16 protein-coding genes, 1 other RNA gene and 1 pseudogene are annotated in these 21,107 nt (G+C 28.9%); 3 read left to right on the forward strand and 15 right to left on the reverse strand.

Annotated features, from left to right (window positions below; genetic code table 11):
• Positions 1-141 precede the first annotated feature (141 nt).
• From rplT to H8R92_RS13160, 4 genes and pseudogenes are all read right to left on the reverse strand, one after another.
• Positions 142-501, reverse strand: coding sequence for a 50S ribosomal protein L20 (rplT, locus tag H8R92_RS04780; RefSeq protein ID WP_022167232.1), 360 nt, complete (start codon positions 499-501; stop codon positions 142-144).
• Between the two features lie 25 nt (positions 502-526).
• Positions 527-724 carry a 50S ribosomal protein L35 gene (rpmI, locus tag H8R92_RS04785; protein ID WP_022211151.1) on the reverse strand — a complete coding sequence of 66 codons (198 nt, stop codon included), beginning with the start codon at positions 722-724 and terminating at the stop codon, positions 527-529.
• 341 nt (positions 725-1,065) lie between these two features.
• Positions 1,066-2,100 carry an MGH1-like glycoside hydrolase domain-containing protein gene (locus H8R92_RS13155; RefSeq protein WP_022212538.1) on the reverse strand — a complete coding sequence of 345 codons (1,035 nt, stop codon included), beginning with the start codon at positions 2,098-2,100 and terminating at the stop codon, positions 1,066-1,068.
• A 186-nt stretch (positions 2,101-2,286) separates the two neighbouring features.
• A pseudogene (locus H8R92_RS13160) lies at positions 2,287-2,925 on the reverse strand (hypothetical protein); the annotation flags it as partial.
• A 424-nt stretch (positions 2,926-3,349) separates the two neighbouring features.
• Between H8R92_RS13160 and H8R92_RS04795 the strand changes: the two are divergent.
• Complete coding sequence (locus H8R92_RS04795) at positions 3,350-4,030, forward strand: DUF624 domain-containing protein (RefSeq protein WP_022212540.1); 681 nt, start codon at positions 3,350-3,352, stop codon at positions 4,028-4,030.
• Positions 4,031-4,081: 51 nt separating this feature from the next.
• On the opposite strand, the gene H8R92_RS04800 is transcribed toward H8R92_RS04795, so the two are convergent.
• The 3 genes from H8R92_RS04800 to H8R92_RS04810 are packed head-to-tail and all read right to left on the reverse strand — an operon-like array spanning position 4,082 to position 6,263.
• Entirely contained in the window at positions 4,082-4,936 is an 855-nt protein-coding gene (locus H8R92_RS04800; RefSeq protein ID WP_022212541.1) for a DUF6734 family protein, read from the reverse strand.
• A 16-nt stretch (positions 4,937-4,952) separates the two neighbouring features.
• Entirely contained in the window at positions 4,953-5,144 is a 192-nt protein-coding gene (locus H8R92_RS04805) for a hypothetical protein (RefSeq protein WP_022212542.1), read from the reverse strand.
• A 30-nt stretch (positions 5,145-5,174) separates the two neighbouring features.
• The gene (locus tag H8R92_RS04810; RefSeq protein WP_022212543.1) at positions 5,175-6,263 is read right to left on the reverse strand and encodes a ribose-phosphate pyrophosphokinase; all 1,089 of its coding nucleotides are present in this window, start codon (positions 6,261-6,263) and stop codon (positions 5,175-5,177) included.
• Positions 6,264-6,492: 229 nt separating this feature from the next.
• Here H8R92_RS04810 and H8R92_RS04815 point away from each other — a divergent pair, with 229 nt between their 5' ends.
• Positions 6,493-7,665 (forward strand): AI-2E family transporter, encoded by a 1,173-nt coding sequence (locus H8R92_RS04815; protein WP_022212544.1) that lies wholly within the window; start codon positions 6,493-6,495, stop codon positions 7,663-7,665.
• Between the two features lie 129 nt (positions 7,666-7,794).
• Here H8R92_RS04815 and H8R92_RS04820 read toward each other — a convergent pair whose 3' ends face one another.
• From H8R92_RS04820 to H8R92_RS04840, 5 genes are all read right to left on the reverse strand, one after another.
• Positions 7,795-8,988, reverse strand: a complete 1,194-nt coding sequence (locus H8R92_RS04820) for an acetate/propionate family kinase (RefSeq protein WP_022212545.1) — start codon at positions 8,986-8,988, stop codon at positions 7,795-7,797.
• A gap of 134 nt (positions 8,989-9,122) precedes the next feature.
• Positions 9,123-11,144, reverse strand: a complete 2,022-nt coding sequence (locus H8R92_RS04825) for a tetratricopeptide repeat protein (protein ID WP_186834849.1) — start codon at positions 11,142-11,144, stop codon at positions 9,123-9,125.
• Positions 11,145-11,304: 160 nt separating this feature from the next.
• Positions 11,305-12,270, reverse strand: coding sequence for an Ig-like domain-containing protein (locus tag H8R92_RS04830; protein ID WP_022212547.1), 966 nt, complete (start codon positions 12,268-12,270; stop codon positions 11,305-11,307).
• A gap of 201 nt (positions 12,271-12,471) precedes the next feature.
• On the reverse strand, positions 12,472-14,973 hold the full coding sequence (locus tag H8R92_RS04835) for a hypothetical protein (RefSeq protein ID WP_186834850.1): 2,502 nt from the start codon (positions 14,971-14,973) through the stop codon (positions 12,472-12,474).
• Positions 14,974-17,052 carry an efflux RND transporter permease subunit gene (locus H8R92_RS04840; RefSeq protein WP_186834851.1) on the reverse strand — a complete coding sequence of 693 codons (2,079 nt, stop codon included), beginning with the start codon at positions 17,050-17,052 and terminating at the stop codon, positions 14,974-14,976.
• 389 nt (positions 17,053-17,441) lie between these two features.
• Between H8R92_RS04840 and H8R92_RS04845 the strand changes: the two genes are divergently transcribed.
• On the forward strand, positions 17,442-19,013 hold the full coding sequence (locus H8R92_RS04845) for a ClC family H(+)/Cl(-) exchange transporter (RefSeq protein WP_186834852.1): 1,572 nt from the start codon (positions 17,442-17,444) through the stop codon (positions 19,011-19,013).
• Positions 19,014-19,073: 60 nt separating this feature from the next.
• Here the strand turns inward: H8R92_RS04845 and H8R92_RS04850 are convergent, their stop codons facing one another.
• The 3 genes from H8R92_RS04850 to rnpB form a co-directional block, all read right to left on the reverse strand.
• The gene (locus tag H8R92_RS04850; RefSeq protein ID WP_022212551.1) at positions 19,074-19,718 is read right to left on the reverse strand and encodes a pentapeptide repeat-containing protein; all 645 of its coding nucleotides are present in this window, start codon (positions 19,716-19,718) and stop codon (positions 19,074-19,076) included.
• Positions 19,719-19,842: 124 nt separating this feature from the next.
• The gene (locus H8R92_RS04855; RefSeq protein WP_186834853.1) at positions 19,843-20,481 is read right to left on the reverse strand and encodes a hypothetical protein; all 639 of its coding nucleotides are present in this window, start codon (positions 20,479-20,481) and stop codon (positions 19,843-19,845) included.
• A 228-nt stretch (positions 20,482-20,709) separates the two neighbouring features.
• An RNA gene (rnpB, locus tag H8R92_RS04860) (RNase P RNA component class A) lies at positions 20,710-21,077 on the reverse strand.
• Positions 21,078-21,107: the final 30 nt, after the last annotated feature.

Consider the following 21,107-nt stretch of genomic DNA (forward strand, 5'->3'; position numbering starts at 1 on the left):
TGTGTTTAAAATTAAATTTATTACCACTAATTACATAATATAAACTGAATAATTTTTCTAAAAAACAAAAAAGAGGTCGTCTACATAAATGATTTAAAAATCATTTATGAGACGTCCCCATTTTTTATATTATTTTCTTAATTATTTGCTTAATTGAGCTTTAGCAACTTCTACTAAATCAGCAAATGCTTTTGGATCGTTTATAGCTATTTCAGATAACATTTTTCTGTTCATGTCGATTCCAGCTAATTTCATTCCGTTCATGAATTTTGAATATGATAATCCATTCATTCTTGAAGCAGCATTGATTCTAGCAATCCATAATCTTCTGAAATCTCTCTTCTTTAATCTTCTTCCTACATATGCATTTCTTAATGCTCTTATTACAGTTTCATTAGCAGTTTTAAATAATCTGCTCTTTCCACCGTAGTAACCCTTAGCAAGTTTTAATACTTTTTTATGATTTTTACGTGAATTAACCGCTCTTTTAACTCTAGCCATTCTTAGTTCCTCCTAGGTAATAATATTATAGGTATGGTAATAATTTCTTCATTGCTTTTTCTTGAGTAGTTGAAACATAAGCACCTTTTCTTAAGTTTCTCTTTCTCTTAGCGCTTTTCTTAGTTAAGATATGGCTCTTAAAAGCTTTAGCTCTTTTAAGTTTACCTGTACCTGTCTTTCTAAATCTCTTTGCTGCACCTTTATGTGTCTTCATTTTTGGCATGATAGTAACTCCCCTCTACTTTTGTTTTTTTGGCTTATCTATATGTGCAAACCTCTTTATGAAAAAAATAGAGGCAGCATGAAGCCGCCTCTACTATTTATAAACACTAGAATATCTCTTTTCTAGATATAATTCAATAGCTCTATACCTTACTAAGCTCTGCCGTAAGGTGAGAAACGGCTTGTTTCTACTTTACAAACACTATTGTATCATCTTTTTTTCACCCTGTCAATTTTTTTTATATTTATTATATATAAATTTTTAGTTAAATAACCCTTTATAGTTTGTTTTTATAATTGTTTAACTTATATATATTTTTAATATACTATATACCTAATTAACTATTTATTCTTTTTATTTAAATAGAAACCTACACCTGCACTTACTACACCTATTGCAGATAAAATTTCTGAACTAACCACACTACCTGTTTTTGGCAGTGATTTACTTGGTTTGATTTCTGGTTTAACTTCTGGCTTGACTTCTGGTTTAACTTCTGGTTTCACCTCAACTTCTGGAGTCCCAGGAACTTCAACATTAGTTGGAATAGCAAATCCTTTTTGAGAAGTTGTTTCATTGCCTTCTAATGTATTCTCATACATTAAATAATAAGCTGATGCAGACCAACTGAAGTTTTTAGTATGTAATCCTTCTCCAGTTAATGGATTGTAATTTTCTCTTATTGGTCCATCTCCCATTAATCCTTCAGCATTATTGAACATCTTTTTAGCAGATGTCACTGCTTGATCATAGTAACCATAGTTCTGAAGAGCTTCAACTCCATATAAGGCTTGGTCTAACCAAACTGGTCCTCTCCAATATTGATTTGCACTGAAACTTGGATTATCTTGAGAAGCTGTTCCAAATGGTACAGTTGTATTGAATTTATTTCCATCTAACATATTTTCTACAACTTTATCTGCTTCTTCTTTAGTAGCCATTTTAGCCCATAATGCTATCCAACCTTCTGGTCCTTTTCCTCTATTAACTAGTAATTTCTTCTCTGAACCATCTTCATTTATTTGTAAATCATAGAAATATCCACTTTCTTTGTCAAACATATTTTTACTTACATATTCTCTTACGAACTCTGCTTCTTCAGTATATTTTTTAACATCTTCAGTTTTTCCTAAAACCTCAGCCATTGATTTTAAGAATCCTTTTTCAGCATAAAGGTATGCATTTAAGTCTACTGATTCTTGATTTATAGAATATCCTAAAACCCTTCCATCTTCAGATTTATTTTCAAATACATCTATACCTGTATCTTCTTCACCATATCCTCCAACATCAAATCTTGGAGCATTATCCATTCCACTTTCCCAAGCTGCTGCTAATATAATTTCTTCTTTTGAATTATTTAATTCATGAACCATTCCACCGTCTCCTCCTCTGGCTTCATCTTTGTTATAGAATATAGCATCAATTATTGTTCCAAAATCTTGTGGTCTTAATTTATCATCTTCTTTAATTTGGTAATCAAATAATGCTCTTATATTATTTTTAGCTAATTCTCCATCAAATTTTGCTGTAGCTACTGCTTGTTTCCCTGAATTCCAAGCTCACATTCCAATAAACCATTTATATGACATTGAAGGAACTACACCATCATGTAATATATCTCCTGCTGCACTTCTCCAGTTAGTAGTTAATGTCTCAATAGATTTTATAGCTGCATTTTTATAACTTTTATCATTATTCCCTTTTATATTAGCAAAAGTCTTATCTAAGTAACCTTGCCAACGAATATTATTTTCTTCAAAATATTTTTCTGAATTCTTAAACATATCTTGAATTTTTGATTGCTCTTTATTTAACTCCTCTGTTGTAAATGATTCATTTGACTTAATAACTACTGGAGCTATAAGGTTTGTTTTATAAGAGTTTCCTTCAACTATAGTTTTAGTCTCACCTTCATAATTAACTACAAATTTAGTTTCTTCTGTTGAGAAGTAGCTCCAAGTTTCTCTAATTTTAGAGAAGTTGACTTGCACTCCATTTTCAGTAGCTTGTAAGCTTTGTCCTAATTTATATACTTGGCCACCTTATTTTTCTTTGAATTGATTAAATATATTTCCTGTCCATTCTAAGTTTAAATTTAAATCTTTATCTGTTTTATTATCAATTTTAGTTCTTATTAATGCAGTTCTGTTAGAAACAAATATTAATTCTAAAGTTAATTTAAAATCTGTTAAATCATAAGTTTGAACTAATTTTCATTTAGATTATTTACATGTCCAATTTTCGGAGATTTTTTTGTATAAAAACAACTCCCAATAATTTCATGTTAAAATTTATTCAAATAAATTTCTCTATACTAACATATTTATTTTTTTTATATAAAATTTTAAACTATTTTTTAAATTTTAATTAAAGCCTCCTAAAAATATAAAATATCACCATAAGTAATCGTTGTCAAATAAATTCTACTTCTAAATATATATTTTGTGATAAGCTTTACACTTCAGCCTTAAGACTATCTATTATTTGAGTAGGAACTTTATTTATTTCTTCTATAAATTTATTTATCTTAATTCTTATTTTTGGTAATATTGGAAATATTGAATACATTTTTTATTAATGTTAGACTTATTTATATACATTTTTTTCTAGGAGGTATATTATATGGGATTTTTAAAACCTAATTTTGAAAAGGAAGGTAAAGGTGTTTCTAAAGATACACCTGAAAAGACTGGTTTCGCTTTATTTGTAGATACATTGATTAGGGAATTTTGGAATTTAATAAAACTTAATTTCTTATTTCTACTATTTTCTATTCCAATAATCACCATTCCAGCTTCTTTTGCTGCTTTAACTAATGTTTCTATGAAAATTGCTCGCCAACAACATATATTTGTATTTTATGATTTTAAGGAATCATTTAAAAAGAATTGGAAGCAATCTTCACTTTTAGGTATAATTTTTCTATTATTATTTTCATTAATAACTATTTCCTTAATTTTTTATTCTAATGCATCATCTAATAATAATCTTTTATACGTACCTTTATTTATTTGTATTTTTATTAATTTGCTATTGGCCTTTTCATTTATATACAGTTTCCCTTTATTAACAACTGTAAAATTATCCTTAAAAGATATTTTTAAAAATTCATTCCTTTTAAGTATAATTTCATTAAAAAACACTTTAATTGCTATTGCCCTAGCTATTATAATCTTTTCAATAAGCATATTTTTATTGCCATTTACAATTTTTATAATTTTCACTTTAAGCTTTAGCTTGATTGCCTTTGCCAATTCATTCTTTAGTTGGCCTGGGATACAGCAGTATGTAATAAAAAACTAAAATTAAGAAAGCAAATGAGACTAACAACGCTCATTTGCTTTCTTAATTTTACTAAATATTATATTTTGTACTTATTGGCTCAATTTTCATTAACATACTTTTATATTCAGGAAATTCTTTAATAATTCTTGCTATAAGCTTTTGGCAAAATTGCCTTCTTAAAATTTCATTAGTATTTAAAGTACTTTTATATCCCCATAAATGAGTATATCTTTTTTGCTTTCCGCTTAATAATCTCTCTATTGTTTCCATTTCATAAATCTTCAAATTCATCTTTTCTGCAACCATAGATATTATCCTCTGCTCAGCAAAAACCATATTAGTTATCCTATTGTCATCAACCTTTGCATTCTCCATAAATACTATGGCTGCCTTTGTATATTCCTTGATAAATTTTTTATCATTAAAATAAGCAAAAGCTGTATTACAAGGCTCTACTTTCCAGTTCCATGCATCATCAAAACTATACCCTTCCTTAAGATTAAAATATTCCTTATCTGGGTATACTAAAGGATCTATTCCTTCTCTATGAATAACAGCTAAACTACTTTCTTTTATTAATTCCTCTAGTGGCTTCCATACGATAAAGTCTGTATCTATCATTGCTATAGGCCCATCTTCCATGGATAAAGCATAAACTTTCCCTGCTGCCCAAAATATCTCCTTGTTTACTAAATCATATATACCATCTAATTTACATTCTATACCTAAATCCCATATAGCTTCTATACCGATTTTTTTATAATACTCTTTTCCAGTCTTATCAGTAACCATCTTTATACTGCCATTTTTTTCTCGCCATTTTAATGCAGATAATATGGTCATCAATATTTCATAATCCTTCATTTCATAAGTGCTACTATTTATTAAATATGGTGCTGTCCAGTTTGAATGAAATGCCTTCATTAATTAAATTAACCCCTCATATCAGCTCTACCCCATAGCAACAGTAAGAAGACCCTACTTTTGAGCCCTCTTTTTTTACTGCACTTGTTGAATAGAGTTTCTTTCTTATGTTTTCTTCTCTCATTATAAATAACTCTTTTTCATCTTTTATTGTGTATATCATCTTACCATCGTCTAATCTTATTGGATACCTTAACTTACTATTCATAAATTATATTCTCCTATAAATATGTTAATGCTATTTTAATAAACTTCTAATTATTCTTGTGGCATCCATATATTTTGCTATTGACTTACCATAATTTAACCTGTTTATTATTCTTGATAAAAATTCAGACATATCAACAGCATTAAACCATTTTGCTTCTCTAAGCTCTGGTGAAATATATGTTAAATTAGTTGAATATACTTTAGCAATTATTCCATCACTATAATATTCATTAAACTTTTCAAGTCCTTCCGTAAAGAAAGCAAATGTTGTTGCAACATAGACATTTTTTGCATTCCTCTTCTTTAATTCTAATGCTATATCAAGCACTGATTCACCAGAAGCTATCATATCATCAACAATTAAAACATCTTTCCCTTCAACTTCTCTTCCCATATATTCATGTTCTACAATTGGGTTCTTTCCATTAACAACTGTTGAGTGATCTCTTCTCTTATAAAATAATCCTACATCTACTCCTAATACGCTAGAATAATATATAGCTCTATCCATAGCCCCTGTATCAGGACTTATAACTAATAGTTTTTCCTTATCTAAAGATAAAGTATCTTCATTAGATATTAATGATTTTACTATATCGTAAGTTGGATATAAATTTTCAAATGATAATAGAGGAATTGCATTTTGCACATTAGGATCATGAACATCAAATGTTAATATTTCATCTACACCTAATCTTTCTAACTCTTGTAATGCTAAAGCACAATCTAAAGATTCTCTTCCTTTTCTTCTATGTTGCCTTGATTGATATAAAAGAGGCATTATAACAGTAATTCTTGCAGCCTTTCCTCTTATTGCTGATACTGTTCTCTTAATATCTTGAAAATGTTCATCTGGACCTTTATGATTAGTAAATCCAAACATCTTATATGTACAGCTATAGTTTCCTACATCGCATAATATATATATATCTTTTCCTCTAACTGTTTCTGGAAGTTTAACCTTACCTTCACCATTTGAAAAACGTATTTCATTTGTTGGTATTAATAAAGATTCTTCAGTATTTCTCTTTTGCTGTATAATTTTATTTACTTGCTCACCTAGTTCTCTACAACTTTCTAAAGCAATTATTCCTAGTTCATGATTTATTTCGCTCATTTTTTACACCCCTTCTTCTATCACTTTATTGCCCTTTAGTAATTATATACTATTTTTATATATTTTAAAACATACTTTATACTAAGCATTTTATGCTTTTTTAACTTTTATTAAATAGTATTCTATTGTATTACTCATTAAATTTCTATTAATTTATCATTTACTCTTTTAATATTCTTATTAATTATGTTAAAGTTATGTATATATTTATTATAATTAGGAGGCTAAAATGAAAATAAATTACGATAAGAAATTACTCACATATTCTATTTATGTCATATTTACTGTTATATCCATATTTATTGCTATTAATTTAATGTCTAATATAGGTTTAATATTTAAAACATCACTCTCATTATTAACAAGTTTTTTCTCACTAATTAAACCATTATTAATTGCCTTAGTTATTTCTTATTTGTTATACCCAATAACTAAGTATTTAGAAAAAGTATTTAAAGATAACAAATTATATAAAATAAAGAAAGAATCAAATAGAAGAATACTTTCTATAGTTTTATCCTATGTATTACTAATTGGACTAATTTTTGCATTAATATGCGGAATATATTTTATGATAGGAGGACAATTATCTAAAAATACAACTATTGCTAATATACTCTCAGATATTAATAGTTATATTAACAGTGCTTCATTTTCTAGCAACACTCTTCCTCAAGCTATTAAATCACTTAATATACCTTTATTAAATACTTTAGAGCCTTACATAGTTGATATAATAACTTCTATGCAAAATTACTTAATTACTAATATAGGAAATATGACTGCTAGTATCATGTCTATTGGTAGTAGTATTGCTTCCTTTTTAATTGCTATTGTTCTAAGTATATACCTTCTTAAAGATTCTGAATACTTCATTGGACTATGGAATAAACTTTATTATTTAGTGTTCAGGAAAACTAAAGCTGGCATATACACCAAGAAAATATTCTTAATAATTCATGATGTATTTTCAAAATTTATCCGTGGACAATTATTAGAAGCAGTATTTGTAGGTGTATTATCATCTATTGCTCTTATTATTGTAGGTATTGACTATGCTGTTGTAATTGGTATAATCGCCGGAATATGTAATATGATTCCATATGTGGGTCCTATTGTTGGTACAATTCTAGCAGCTATTATGGGACTTCTTAGTGGTAATCCTATTAAGATAATATATGCTATTATAGCCATGCTTATAGTACAGCAAATTGATAATAATCTGCTAGCTCCTAAGATTGTTGGTGAAAGCGTAGGTTTACATGCAGTATTTACGATGCTTGCCATAATAATTGGTGGAAATGCTTTTGGTCTTATAGGAATGCTTATAGCTGTTCCTTTAGCTGCTTCTTTTAGAGTTTTATTTAACATCTGGTATGAAAAAAAGGTTAATCAGATTTAAAAAATGAGCATCTGTTATATTTTTATACAGATGCTCATTTTTTAACCTGAATTTATAATATGTTCCTTCCATTGCTATCCTAAATGTTAAAAAGCATCAAGATAAACTAAATTATCTTGATGCTTTAAATTATTGTGCTAATCTTGCAGTATCTCTCGCTATCATTAACTCTTCATTAGTTGGTATAACATATACCTTAACTCTTGAATCGTCAGTTGATATTTCACCAATTTCTCCTGCTATTTCATTTTTCTTAGCATCTAAATTGAATCCTAAGAACTCTAATCCTTTTAAGCTTTCACTTCTAACTAAAGCTGCATTTTCACCAATTCCTGCTGTAAACACTATAACATCAATCCCTCCCATTGCACCTGCATATGCTGCAATTTGAGTTTTAATCTTATAATGGAATATATCTAAAGCAAGTTGTGCTCTTTCATTTCCTTCTTGTGCTGCTGCTCTTACATCTCTAAAATCTGATGAAACTCCTGAAACCCCTAAAACTCCTGATTTCTTATTTAACATTTCATCAACTTGTTCTATTGTATATCCTTTTTCTTCAATTAAGAAAGATATAACAGATGGATCTATACTTCCTGCTCTTGTTCCCATCATTATTCCTGCTAATGGTGTGAATCCCATAGAAGTATCTATTGATTTTCCACCTTTAACTGCTGCTAAAGAACAACCATTTCCTAAATGACATGTAACTATCTTTAAATCTTTAATATCTTTTCCCATGACTTCAGCAACTTTATTTGAAACATATTTATGTGATGTTCCATGGAATCCATATTTTCTTACACCATATTTTTCATATAACTCATATGGTAATGGACAAATATAAGCATTCTTTGGCATTGTTTGATGGAATGCTGTATCAAACACTGCTACCATTGGAATATTTGGCATTAATTCTCTACAAGATTCAATTCCGATTATATTTGGTGGATTGTGTAAAGGTGCTAAAGCAATACAGTCTCTTATTGAATTTAAAACTTCATCAGTAATTAATACTGACTCTGAATATTTTTCACCACCATGTACTACTCTGTGTCCAACTGCTGAAATTTGATCCATTGATTTAATAACACCATATTCTTCATTTACTAATGCTTCTAATACTAATTTTATTGCATCTTTATGATCTTTTATTTCTGTATTAATAACATGCTTACCTTTTCCTGGTGTCTTTTGTGTTAAAGCAGAGCCTTCAATCCCTATTCTTTCTACTAAACCTTGAACCATCGATTCTTCATTACTCATATCTATTAATTGATATTTTAATGAAGAGCTTCCACAATTAATAACTAATGTCTTCAACTCTCTTACTCCTTTTTTATTTCATGATTATATTGTACCTAACTATTATTATACTATAAATTTCAGGAAATTAAAAATAATTCATTATTCTAATCTTTCAGAATTGTCAATCAATTTTACTATTATATGCAGTATTAAATATTATTTAGCCATTCTATATATTCTTTATCACTACTTTCATTAGTTAACTTTTCTTTTAATGCTTTAAGTTCGTTTTCCATACCATATATCTTATAGATTTCTGGTATTAATCTCTTCTTAATTTCTTCATTCTTACTCTTCATCATCACTGCTAAAGTTTGCTTTTTAAACTCTAGATATACATTTGATCCGTATTCTTTACTTTTTTCAATTCCTGAAACAAGCATCATTTTAATAGCTTGATTTTCTGGATAAGCCATAACCATATTTAAATACCAATTAAGTAAATTTCTTTCACCTAAAAGTAACTCTTTATCTAAAAACTTTCCTTGAATTAAAGTTTGAGTTAACGAATGCCCTAATGACGCTAAATAATGTAGTACTTCCTTATCTTCTGGAAGACTATAAAACTCAATATTACTTTTCTCTGCTCCAGCTAGTTCACTTCTTAGTTCTTTTATCATTGCGTTAAATCTATTACCAAAATTATCTTTTTGAATGAACATCTCTATTTTCTTTGATGACTTATCACTCATATTATAAACAATATTTTTTATTAAGTATCCTATTTCTGCATTTATTACACTTCCTGTAATTACTATATCAGCATTTATTTTCTTACCTATATCCTCTAGAGCTGCCTCATTATATTGTTTATTTGTTATAACTGGACCGAAATCTTTAACAAATGGCATTACCACTTTATTATTATAATCTGTATAATAATTTATCATTTCACTTACATATAGAGGAATTCCTCTTGATAACATACTTGTCTCATTATCTTTTTGATAGCCTCTTATCTCTTTTTCTCTTACAGTTTCATCTGCATAAGGAAGAACTGCTATATTTCCTTTTACTTCTTTATTATTTATAAACCATTTACTTGTTTTAAGACCATACTGCCAAACGGGATTATCTAGTACCATCATATTTATTTGTACGTCTTTCTTTGCTGTAGATACTTTTTCTTCCACTTTAAGCTTATCGAACTTATTAGATATTTTAAGTAATACATTTTTTAAATCTGCTCTTTCTAACATCATCAATTTATTTAATAAACTTTCACCTTTTTGTATTTCCTTATTTTGAAGATACGCTTGTAATAAATTTAAACCTACTCTAATATCATTTTTATTAAAATCATATACTGGTTCAATTAACTCTATTAATTCTTTGCTATAACCTTTAGCACCTAATTCACCTGAAATTACAAGTAATGCTTCCTGTGTTAAATGCCCCTCACTTAAAGCAATTTTCAGAAGTTCTTTGGCACCTTCAATATTTTTTTCATTTAACTGTTGTCTTGCTAAAAGCAATTGTGGAAGCCAGCTTCCATTTATTTCACTTGCTCTTCTTAACGCATCAATATATCCTTCCATTCCATCTTTATCTTTACATATAGATGCATACCATGGAAGACCGTTGTTTTGATTTGGATTAATAGTAAGTCCTTCCCATAAAACTTCCATTGCCTTTTCTTTTTCATCTTTTCCATAATAACTCTTAGCTAAATTAGTAAGTATTGTTCCTGTCTTTGGATTACTTTCTAGATATTCTAATAATAATTCATTAGCTTTATTAAACTCTTTATTTTTTAAATAAATTATTGCTAATGTATTATAACCTCTTTCCTTTATTGTATCTATTTCTTTCAAATGCATTGCTGCATCTTCCACATCACTTATAAAATTGTTTTGAATTGCCTTTAGTACATCGTTATATAACAAATTAGCATTATCCCAATGATTTTTTAAGGCAATTGGTAGAACTTTTTCTCTCCACTCATCCATAGTAATCTGTATTCTTTTTCCATTTTGGTCAATAATATTCATCATCTTTACATTTTCTTTAGAAGATTTATCTATTGAAATATTTGTTATCTTACTTTCTCCACTATCAGTGGAGCTATTAATCTTCTTCACATTTAAATCATTTACATCTTTTTTTTTAATTTCTTCATTAGTTTTTGTACCCTGTTCTTTTTTCCCTAATATTTTATTAAATAAACTCATCTAAATACCTCACTAAATTTTATATTATACACATTTATTGTACCATAATATTACAACTTTTTCTTTTATTAATTAATTTTTATTTATTACTATAAAAAACATTAAAGTTAAAGTTTTTTTACGTAAAAAAAGGACCTAAACTAGATCCTTCTTTTAAATATTATTTTCTCTTCTTATAAATTCCTAAACCACCTAATAATGATAGTACCCCAATTGCTTCCACTGGTATTGGTGCACCAGTATTAGGCAATGTTGAAGTTGATGTTCCCTTAGTACTACTTAATGTTGTAGGTGTAGTTGATATCTTATTAGCACTTCCTAAGCTTCCAATTGTTCCACCTGTTGTTCCGCCTATTGTTCCGCCTGTTGGCCAATTAATTGATGGCCAATTACCTGATGGTTTATTTATACTTATATCTATATTAATGTTATTATCATTACCAATATTAATGTCAGTATCAATATTAATATCGTTATCAGTATCTGGTAAATCAACATCTGGAAGTTCATTTTCTCCTAAAACCCTTACAACTGCTTTTCTAGTTCTACAACTATCAGCTGTAGAAACTGTAATATATGCTTTACCAGGTGCTATAGCAACTACATTTCCATTTCCATCAACTGTAGCTACTTCTGGATTACTACTGGTAAATACTACTTCACCAGGTGAATGTAATACATTGATTGTATAGCTTTCTCCTACATGAACAATCCTTAATATATTATCAATTACAAAAGGTTGTATTAATACATCTTCATTTATACTACCTGAATCTTCTGTAATGTCTGGTGTAACAGAAATATCTGGTGCTTCTGAAGTTTCTGGGGACTGTACTGATGTTTCAGGAACAGTTATTTCAGGAAGTTCACTTACAATTTGCTCTACTGCATCTTTATAAACATTACCTGCATTATTTACATAATCGCTCCAATTAAAATCAACTGTATTATTAGTTGTACCTTCTGTTGCACTTTCATCGGCATTATTACTAAATGAGTAATTATTAATATACTCTATCATCTTATTTTGCACATTAGATAAGGCTTCATCATTTACTGCTGCATTGGCTTCTATTGAAAATCCGCTAAAAGCAATTATTGCCATTAAAATTAATTTTCTTTTCATTCTTATTCCTCCCACAAATTAAAATTAAGCCTGCTTTAAATACCTTCATCCCCTTTAAACCAACTTTTATTTTTTAATATAGATTCACTTTCTATAGTTTATATTACCATATTTTATATTATTTTCCAATTATTTTTTTATTCCTTTTTAGAAAAAAGAACTGTAGCACTAAATAATTAGTGCTCAGCTCCTTTAAATTATCTATAGATTTTTAAATTTAGCTAATAATTTACTAAAAAATCCTTCATCATCTGTTTTAACTGTTTTTTTATTCTCTACTTTACTACTCTTTTTATTTTCTGCTTTTATGGCTTCTGTCCTCATAATAAATTTAATATTGCCAGTCATATTTTCATTTATTCCTGAGTATAATCCATAGTCATCTGCCATTTTCACTAACTCATTTTTTACATCTTTCAATTCCTCTATAGAATCTACTGCCTCATTTCCCAAATTACAAATTTGATCTAGCCCCTCTTCTTTTATCTGCTTTGTTCCATCCACAAGCTTACCTGTGGCTTCTAACACCTGTTTTGATTTATCTCTCAATGTGCTAGTACCACCTGCTAATTCACTACTACCTTCAGCAAGCTTTCCTACTGCATCACTTAACACTGATCCTCCATCAGCAAGTTCATTTCCTCCTTTTTCCAAGGCTTCAACGCCTGTACTTAATTCGCTTGAAGCAGACTCTAATGTCTTTCCTCCTTCTGACAAGCTATTGCTTCCTTCTGCCAGCCTACTTACTCCATCTTTCAAAGTACTAGTTCCTTCAACTAACTTACTACTTCCTTCCGCTAACCTATTTACTCCTGATTCCAATTCACCAGAAGCACTTTTTAAACTTGAGCTTCCTTCTGCTAAATTACTTGTTCCTACATATAATTCATTAGCTCCATTTACCAAATCATTACTTCCAGCATATAAATTAGTAACTCCTTCTTTAATTTGCAAAGCACTTGTATTTATATTATCTGCTCCATTAACAAGAGCATCGAAATTTTCCATAAAAGAGTTGGAGCCCTCTGACACTTCACTTAGCCCTCCCTCAAGCTGACCTGCTGCTAATAATGCTTCATTAGATTTACTTATAACTTCATCTATTCCTTCTCTTTGTGCTGTTGATACATAACTTAAAGAATTACTTATATTAAGTAATTGTTCTGCTGCCTCTGGATTTGATTCTTTTATAGCTTCATATACCTGATTTATTTGAAGATTTAAACCATCTATAGTATCAGTAGAATCTCTTAGACGTCCTATATCATTTATTCCTTCACTTAGTCCAATCTTAAGTTGGGAAGTGCCATCTTTTGCTGCCTTAATACCAAAATCTATTTTATTATATCCATCTCTTAAACTCTTTATACTAGATGTAAATCCATTTACCCCTTCTGTAAATATACTTTCTGAATCATTTAAACTTGCTAACCCTTCATTTAATGAAGTAGCGCCAGCAGCTAATGTTTGCATATTATCATTGACAGTATTTATTCCATTATCTACTGCAGTTATTCCTCCTTCAAGTCCTGGAATCTTACTTTGCAATTCATTTAATCCACTATTTAGTTCTGTTGTTCCATTATATAATTCCGGTGCTTTATTATTTATTTGACTAATACCATCATTTAATTCTCTTGCTCCATCACTCATATCCTTAATACCCTGAACTAATTCAGGAGACTTTCCATACAATTGATTTATTCCATCCCTTAATTCTATCATTCCAGCTTTTATTGTAGGAATCTTATCATTTAGCTGTGATAATCCACTATTTAAATCTTCACTGCCTGAAGCAGCCTTGTCTACCCCTTCATCGAATAAAATGTAATTTTCTTGTAACTCTTTTTGTCCATTTAGTAGTTCCTCTCCACCTTCTTCTAATTGATTTAATTTATCTTTTATATCTGAAAAAGATTCTACTTCATCTAATCCATCAAGTTCTTCATTAATAACTGTACCCACTAATGCTATATAAGGTACTTGAAAATCTGTAGTATTTCCTTCTATCTCTATACTATCCTTTAACTGAATATCAAAAATATTTTCCTTTTTCTTAATACCCTTGGTTAATTCATTTAAATTCAAAGACTCCTCTAATCCTGGTATGGAAATTAAAGTTATCATTGAATTGCTTCCATCATCTATAATCTTCCCTGCACTTACCTTAATATTAGAGAAAACATCATTAGGCAATATACATTCTGTGGCTGTCAATATTGGAAGATATATCTTTCTATCTTCTCCTTTAATCCTCTTTGTTTCATATTTATTATTCTTTACATTAATACTTATCTTAAATGATCCTTCTTTGCCTAAAACATCTTTAGGATCCACTTCTTTATTATTAAATTCATATTTTATTTCTATACTTAAAGGAAGCTCTTTTTCACTATTGCCTTCATAATATAATTCATTAGAATTAACATTCCATTTTAAAGTCTCACCATTTATCTTCGCTTTCTCATCACTTTTAACATTTTTTATATTACTCAAAGATGATTTATCTTCAAATTCACCTAATACCTCATCACTACTTATTTTATCTGATACAATATTACTTGTTGGTTTTCCATTTTCATCTAAAATTACATATACAGTTTCATCCTTATGCATTTCCCCTGCATAAGCAGTAAAATTACTCATTGTTGTTGCCATAACAACTAAAAATACTAATTTTTTAGATAATGACTTTCTTTTCATTTACTTTTCCTCCTTCTTACACATTATAAAAGATTTACTTGTTTTTACAATTATACCTTCAAACATTAATAAAACTCCTGGTAATACAAATAGTATAACTAGCATACTTATTATTGCTCCTCTGGCCATCAACACACATAGTGAACTTATCATTTCCAATTCTGAAATAATCCCTACTCCTGCTGTAGCTCCAAAGAATGTCAATGCACTAGTTATTATTGATCTTGATGAACTTTGTAATGCTTTTATCATTGCTTCCTTCTTATCATTAGTGTTTGATAACTCTTCTTTAAATCTTGAAGTAAGAAGTATTGCATAATCTACTGTGGCTCCTAATTGTATTGTTCCTATTACGATTGATGAAATAAATGGAATTGTGGTACCTGTGTAATACGGTATTCCAAGATTTATAAAAATAGCTAGTTCTATGGCTAGCACTAATAGAACTGGTACTGATATAGATTTAAATATGACCATAATTATTAAAAATATTGCTACTATTGAAAATATACTCACCTTTTTAAAATCACTATCGGCTATTGTTACAAGGTCATTGGTAAGTGGTGCTTCCCCTCCAACTAATCCTTCTGGATCATATTTCTTCACAATCTCATTAATTTCATCTAACTGCACTGCCACTTCATTGGTAGCTGATTTATATTTTGAATTGACAATAATTCCTTCATAGCCACCTTTCTTTACCTGTTCTAATAACTCATTAGGCAAAAAGTTTTCTGGTATTCTAGATCCTAATACAGATTCTAATGCTGCCGCCATGGTAACACCATCTACATTATTTAATTCTTTAACCATTTCTTTAACCTTATATCTATCTAAATCATCTCTCACCAAGATAATGTTGGTTGATACCATATTAAACTCATTCTTCAACTTATCATTAGCAACTATTGAAGGTAAATTATCTGGCAGTGACTCATCAAGATTATAATAAACACTAGCCTTTTCCTTACCTATAGCTGCTGGAATTAATATCAATAGAGAAATTAAAACTATTACTTTATGATGTTTAATAATAAAACTACTGCTTTTTTGAAAAGTAGGTAATATATTTTTATGTTTGTACTTATGAATTACTTTATCGAAAGTTAAAACTAAAGCTGGCAATATGGTAATTGTACAAATAACTCCTATAACAACTCCTTTTGCCATTACTAATCCTATATCTTTTCCTAAAGCTAAATCCATAACACATAGTGCTAAAAAACCTGCTACTGTTGTCAAAGCACTCCCCACAACAGATTCTATGGTAGCTTCAATAGCATTAGCCATGGCTTCAACCTTATTCTCTCTACTTTCCCTCTCCTCATCATACCTATGAAGCAAGAATATTGAATAATCCATGGTAACTCCAAGCTGAAGTACTGCTGATAAAGCTTTAGTTACATAAGATATATTTTCAAAGATCACATTTGATCCCATATTATAAATAATTGCTATTCCTATACTTGATAAAAAAACAATTGGTATTACATATGATTCCATGGTAATTGATAGGATTATAATTGATAATATTACTGCTATCAGTACATAAATAGGAGTTTCTTTATTAGCCAGATCTTTTGTATCCTTTATCACCCCTGCTACGCCACTAAGAAAAGCTTGTTTCCCAGCAATCTTACGGACATCACTTAAAGCCTTTTCTGTTTCAGTACTGGCATCTGTGCCAGCAAATTTAATTATCATTAATGTGGAGTTTTCTGAATAGAAAATATCTCTGATATCTTCTGGTAAAATTTCTTTTGGTACAGATAAATCTATTGCATCATCAATCCAGATAACATCATTAACCCCTTCTACCTTCTTAACTTCTTCTTTTAATTTGCTTACATCTTTGTTTTCCATATTTTCCACTATAAGCATTCCTAATGATCCACAATCAAAATCATCTTTTAAAATAGATTGTGCAATCCTCGTATCTAATTCATCTGGTAAATATCCTAAAATATCATAATTAACATCTGTCTTTAAATATCCCAATACTGATGGTATTAATAAAAGAAATGCTATTACTAATATAAGCATCCTACTTTGGGCTATGGCCTTTGATACTTTATTCATCTCTATTCCCCCTCTCGTTGTGATACATTTTAAACTGACTAGTTAGTTTAAGCAAAAGGAATTTTATGGTATTTTTTTACATTTAATCTATCCAACTTTTATTTTGCTTGATTATCACTGTAATTCTTTATTAAACAGCTTATATCTTTGTTTTTAATTAGTAGTACTAATCTTTATTAACTTTTTATTAATTAATTTTAATTTTTTCTGTATCAAGCTAAAAAGAGCCTATTTCTTATAAAATTTATTTTTTATTATATTTACAAATTTGTAAAATTTATTTTTAATTAAGAAATATTTTTTAACTAAAAATAAATGTTTCAGACTATTCTATAAATTATGATATTAAAGATATTTTAATGTATACTATCTTTAGAGGTGATTTTATTATGAATAACAATTTAGATATCATTACTGATTCTGGACATGAAAAAATAGTCTTAGTGCTAAAGTCATTGATAGTTGGTATTATTACATCATTAGTTGTTATATTATACCGATTTGCATTATCATATGCAGAAAAAATAGCCTTTAATATTTATGAATATATTTCTAAAAATAAATGGGCTATTCCTCTATGGTTTTTAATATTATTTTCCATTGCATACATAGTTGGCAAATTAATGGATAAAGAGCCTTATATCAGTGGCAGTGGTATTCCTCAAATAAAAGCTATAATGGGTGGATATATAAAAAATAGACCTGTCAGTACCATAATAAATAAATTTATCGGTGGAACTCTTTCAATTCTAGGAGGACTTTCTTTAGGGCGTGAAGGTCCTTCTGTACAACTCGGTGCTTGTACAGGCGATCTCATAAGCAAGTTTTTTAAAAGTTCAAGGCTACAAAGGCGCCTTTTAATAAGTAGTGGTGCCAGTGCCGGACTATCAGCTGCTTTTAATGCACCATTATCAGGAGTACTTTTTTGCTTAGAAGAAATATATAAATATTTTTCTCCTGTTGTTTTATTATCTACAACAGTAGCTGCTGTATCCGCAGACTTTATTTCAAAACACTTTTTTGGCTTAAATCCAGTATTCAAGTTTACTTCAACTAGTGCATTACCACTTAAAAATTATTGGATTTTACTTTTTCTTGGCATAATGCTAGGAGCTCTTGGTTCCTTTTATAATTGGGCAACATTACTTACTCAAAAGTTATACAACAAAATCAAGTTATCTACTTCTATGAAATTATTAATTCCTTTTGCTTTAGCTGGTATTTTAGGACTCATATTTCCAGTATTACTATGTGGTGGACATGCAGCTCTTGAAGAATTTTCTCTAAGTAATACATTATTGCTTTTATCTTTAGTTTTTATTGGTAAATTATTATTTTCTATAATTAGTTTTGGTTCAGGAGCTCCTGGTGGAATATTCTTTCCTTTACTTATTATTGGTGGATCAATTGGTTCAATATTTGGATATATATGCATAAATTACTTTTTCATCAATGAAACCTACTTTACAAGTTTTATTATATTATCTATGGCAGGTTACTTTACTGCCATTGTCAGAGCTCCTATAACAGGTATAATTTTAATTACTGAAATGACAGGTTCCTTCAATCATTTGCTTCCATTATCAATAGTATCAATTATCGCTTACATTATTGCAGACTTATTGAACAGTGCCCCTATTTATGATTCATTAATGGAAAATTTACTGCTTAAAAATAATATTAATGAATATCATAAACATAGCAAGAAAAAAACTCTAATAACAAATATGGTTCACTATGGCTCATTAATAGAAAAAATGTCTGTTAAAGATATTAATCTTCCAGAAAATACATTAATTGTATCTATAAATCGTGGTGAAATATCTATCACACCAAATGGTAATACAATAATTAAGGCTGGTGATGAAATCATTACCATGACAAATCTTAAAGATGAATGGAAGGTTAGAAAATTTATGGATGAATTAACAGAAAAAGAATATACAGACCCAATGGAGTAATACTTTAAAAAAATAAAAAAGCTATCTTACCATTTAACTTAAGATAGCTTTTATTATCCTCTATTTATCCATACTTTTAATAATTCTTGAAATATAGCTTAAAGTATGAAAATCTCTATCAATGTTTTCCTTTATATATTTCATCCCTTTAATTAAGGTTTCCTCTGAAAATCTTTCCTTTAAAATCATTATTGATAATCCGTTTATTGAACCTTCTTTTGTATCTAATACTCTAGATTTCTTAATATATTCATTTTCCATTGCAGAAAGAATTGCCATTTCTAATTCATTACTAATATCTAAATGTGGCATTTCATCATATACTCTAATCTTAGGACTGTTTATATCAAAATTCTTTGCTGTACTTAAATCACAACCTACAAAAGTTGTATTGATAAATTTAGCGTCTCTAAAATCTACATTTGCAAGACTTGCACCTTCAAAAATTGCATCTTCGAACATAGCTTCTCTAAATTTACATCCCTTTAAGTTTGAGCCTATAAATTCTGCTTCTTTAAAGCTACATCTATAAAAATTACATTTCTTAAAATGCGCTCCTCTTAAGCTGGTAAAATCAAAATTTGATCCTGAGAAATCACAATTATAACATTTACTTCTTTTTAAATTTTTATATACAAAATTTTTATTAATTTTACTTGTATTGTCATAAATAAAGTTTTCTGGTGTACTTCTATTTATTGCCATTATTACCTCCATACATATAACTTTTTATTGGTACTATTTAAATATCAATCCTTCTTATGTATAGTATATGTAGTTTTGGTAAAAGTCAACGAAATAATCTAAAAAGTCCTATTAAAAATCTCTTCTAAGTTGTGATTTTAATTTCTTCATCACTAAGTTCTATTCTTTTTTTCTTGGGCTCCATATATCCTTCTACCCTTGTAAATATATCTGTCTTATTCTCATTAGTATTTTCAATAACACATGTTCCTCCGTACATATTACAACTTTCTGATATATACTGTAACAATTCTACTGCACCTTTGGAATAATTTAATAATTTCACTCTAACTAAAAGCCCTCCAGGATTTAACGAAAACCTATAACTAATGTCTTCATTACCATAAATAAAGTCTAAATCATTAAAAACTTTAATATTATCCGGAAACTTTATATAATGAAACTCTACAATTGAAGCAAACCATCTTTTTATTTCAAAAAACATTTTTATGGTATATTGAATATTAGCAATCACTGCCTCAAACTCATCTTCATGTATTTCAATAACTTTTTGATACCTTTTTTTAGATATCTTTAATATGCTATTTAATTTAAACCACTGTTCTTCTTTTTCAATAGTCAGCACCTTAAGCTTTCTTTGTCTTTTGCTATTACTTTTTAAAATATAATTGAAAGTAATCCTAGGTTTACCTTTAAAATGCTTAACTGATGCTTCAAGTTCTCCAAAATCATTAGATTCTATATAACTAGTTATCTTGTCCATATTTATTTCTCCTTAGAAATTTCTTACTTTATTATCGCCTTATATTAAGTTTTCTTAATTATGTTATCAAAAAACATATTTTTTCCTAATATATTTGATCTATATTTATATTATAACTTTATTTTACACCTTCTTATATCTAAATATATTACAGTTTTATTACATTTTTGTAATTCTATTTTTATAATTAAAAAAGAAAAGCATTAGATATTTCCTAATGCTTTTCATGTTGCGAGATAATCCATAAGCGGAGTTCTGTATTAAGCAATCATCTATCTAGGCTTACTGTTGCCAGCAAGCTCAAGCGACACACCACATGGCGGGACGGGCCGCCCCATAAAGCCATTACTCGGTCTTGCTCCAGGTGGGGTTTACATAGCCGATATGTCTCCATACCGCTGGTGAGCTCTTACCATCACCTTTCCACCCTTACCAATTGCTTTAAGCAAACTCAAATCCTAAGATTTTCTGGCGGTATATCTCTGTTGCACTATCCTTCAAGTCGCCTTGACTGGCCGTTAGCCAGCACCCTGCCCTTTGGAGCTCCGACTTTCCTCTCCTAGCTTAAAGCTAGCAGCGATTGCACGTATCACTCGCAAGATTTATATTATCATAAATTCTATAAT

It is taken from the genome of Clostridium lentum, assembly GCF_014287815.1.
Taxonomy (GTDB): domain Bacteria; phylum Bacillota; class Clostridia; order Clostridiales; family Clostridiaceae; genus Clostridium; species Clostridium lentum.

Excerpts from the sequence above, each read along its gene's own strand:
- H8R92_RS04795 (WP_022212540.1), top strand. The coding sequence starts at position 3,350 with ATGGGATTTTTAAAACCTAATTTTGAAAAGGAAGGTAAAGGTGTTTCT.
- H8R92_RS04805 (WP_022212542.1), bottom strand. The coding sequence starts at position 5,144 with ATGAATAGTAAGTTAAGGTATCCAATAAGATTAGACGATGGTAAGATG.
- H8R92_RS04835 (WP_186834850.1), bottom strand. The coding sequence starts at position 14,973 with ATGAAAAGAAAGTCATTATCTAAAAAATTAGTATTTTTAGTTGTTATG.
- H8R92_RS04830 (WP_022212547.1), bottom strand. The coding sequence starts at position 12,270 with ATGAAAAGAAAATTAATTTTAATGGCAATAATTGCTTTTAGCGGATTT.
- H8R92_RS04840 (WP_186834851.1), bottom strand. The coding sequence starts at position 17,052 with ATGAATAAAGTATCAAAGGCCATAGCCCAAAGTAGGATGCTTATATTA.
- H8R92_RS04810 (WP_022212543.1), bottom strand. The coding sequence starts at position 6,263 with ATGAGCGAAATAAATCATGAACTAGGAATAATTGCTTTAGAAAGTTGT.
- H8R92_RS04855 (WP_186834853.1), bottom strand. The coding sequence starts at position 20,481 with ATGGACAAGATAACTAGTTATATAGAATCTAATGATTTTGGAGAACTT.
- H8R92_RS04825 (WP_186834849.1), bottom strand. The coding sequence starts at position 11,144 with ATGAGTTTATTTAATAAAATATTAGGGAAAAAAGAACAGGGTACAAAA.
- H8R92_RS04845 (WP_186834852.1), top strand. The coding sequence starts at position 17,442 with ATGAATAACAATTTAGATATCATTACTGATTCTGGACATGAAAAAATA.
- H8R92_RS04850 (WP_022212551.1), bottom strand. The coding sequence starts at position 19,718 with ATGGCAATAAATAGAAGTACACCAGAAAACTTTATTTATGACAATACA.
- rplT (WP_022167232.1), bottom strand. The coding sequence starts at position 501 with ATGGCTAGAGTTAAAAGAGCGGTTAATTCACGTAAAAATCATAAAAAA.
- rpmI (WP_022211151.1), bottom strand. The coding sequence starts at position 724 with ATGCCAAAAATGAAGACACATAAAGGTGCAGCAAAGAGATTTAGAAAG.
- H8R92_RS04815 (WP_022212544.1), top strand. The coding sequence starts at position 6,493 with ATGAAAATAAATTACGATAAGAAATTACTCACATATTCTATTTATGTC.
- H8R92_RS04800 (WP_022212541.1), bottom strand. The coding sequence starts at position 4,936 with ATGAAGGCATTTCATTCAAACTGGACAGCACCATATTTAATAAATAGT.
- H8R92_RS13155 (WP_022212538.1), bottom strand. The coding sequence starts at position 2,100 with ATGGTTCATGAATTAAATAATTCAAAAGAAGAAATTATATTAGCAGCA.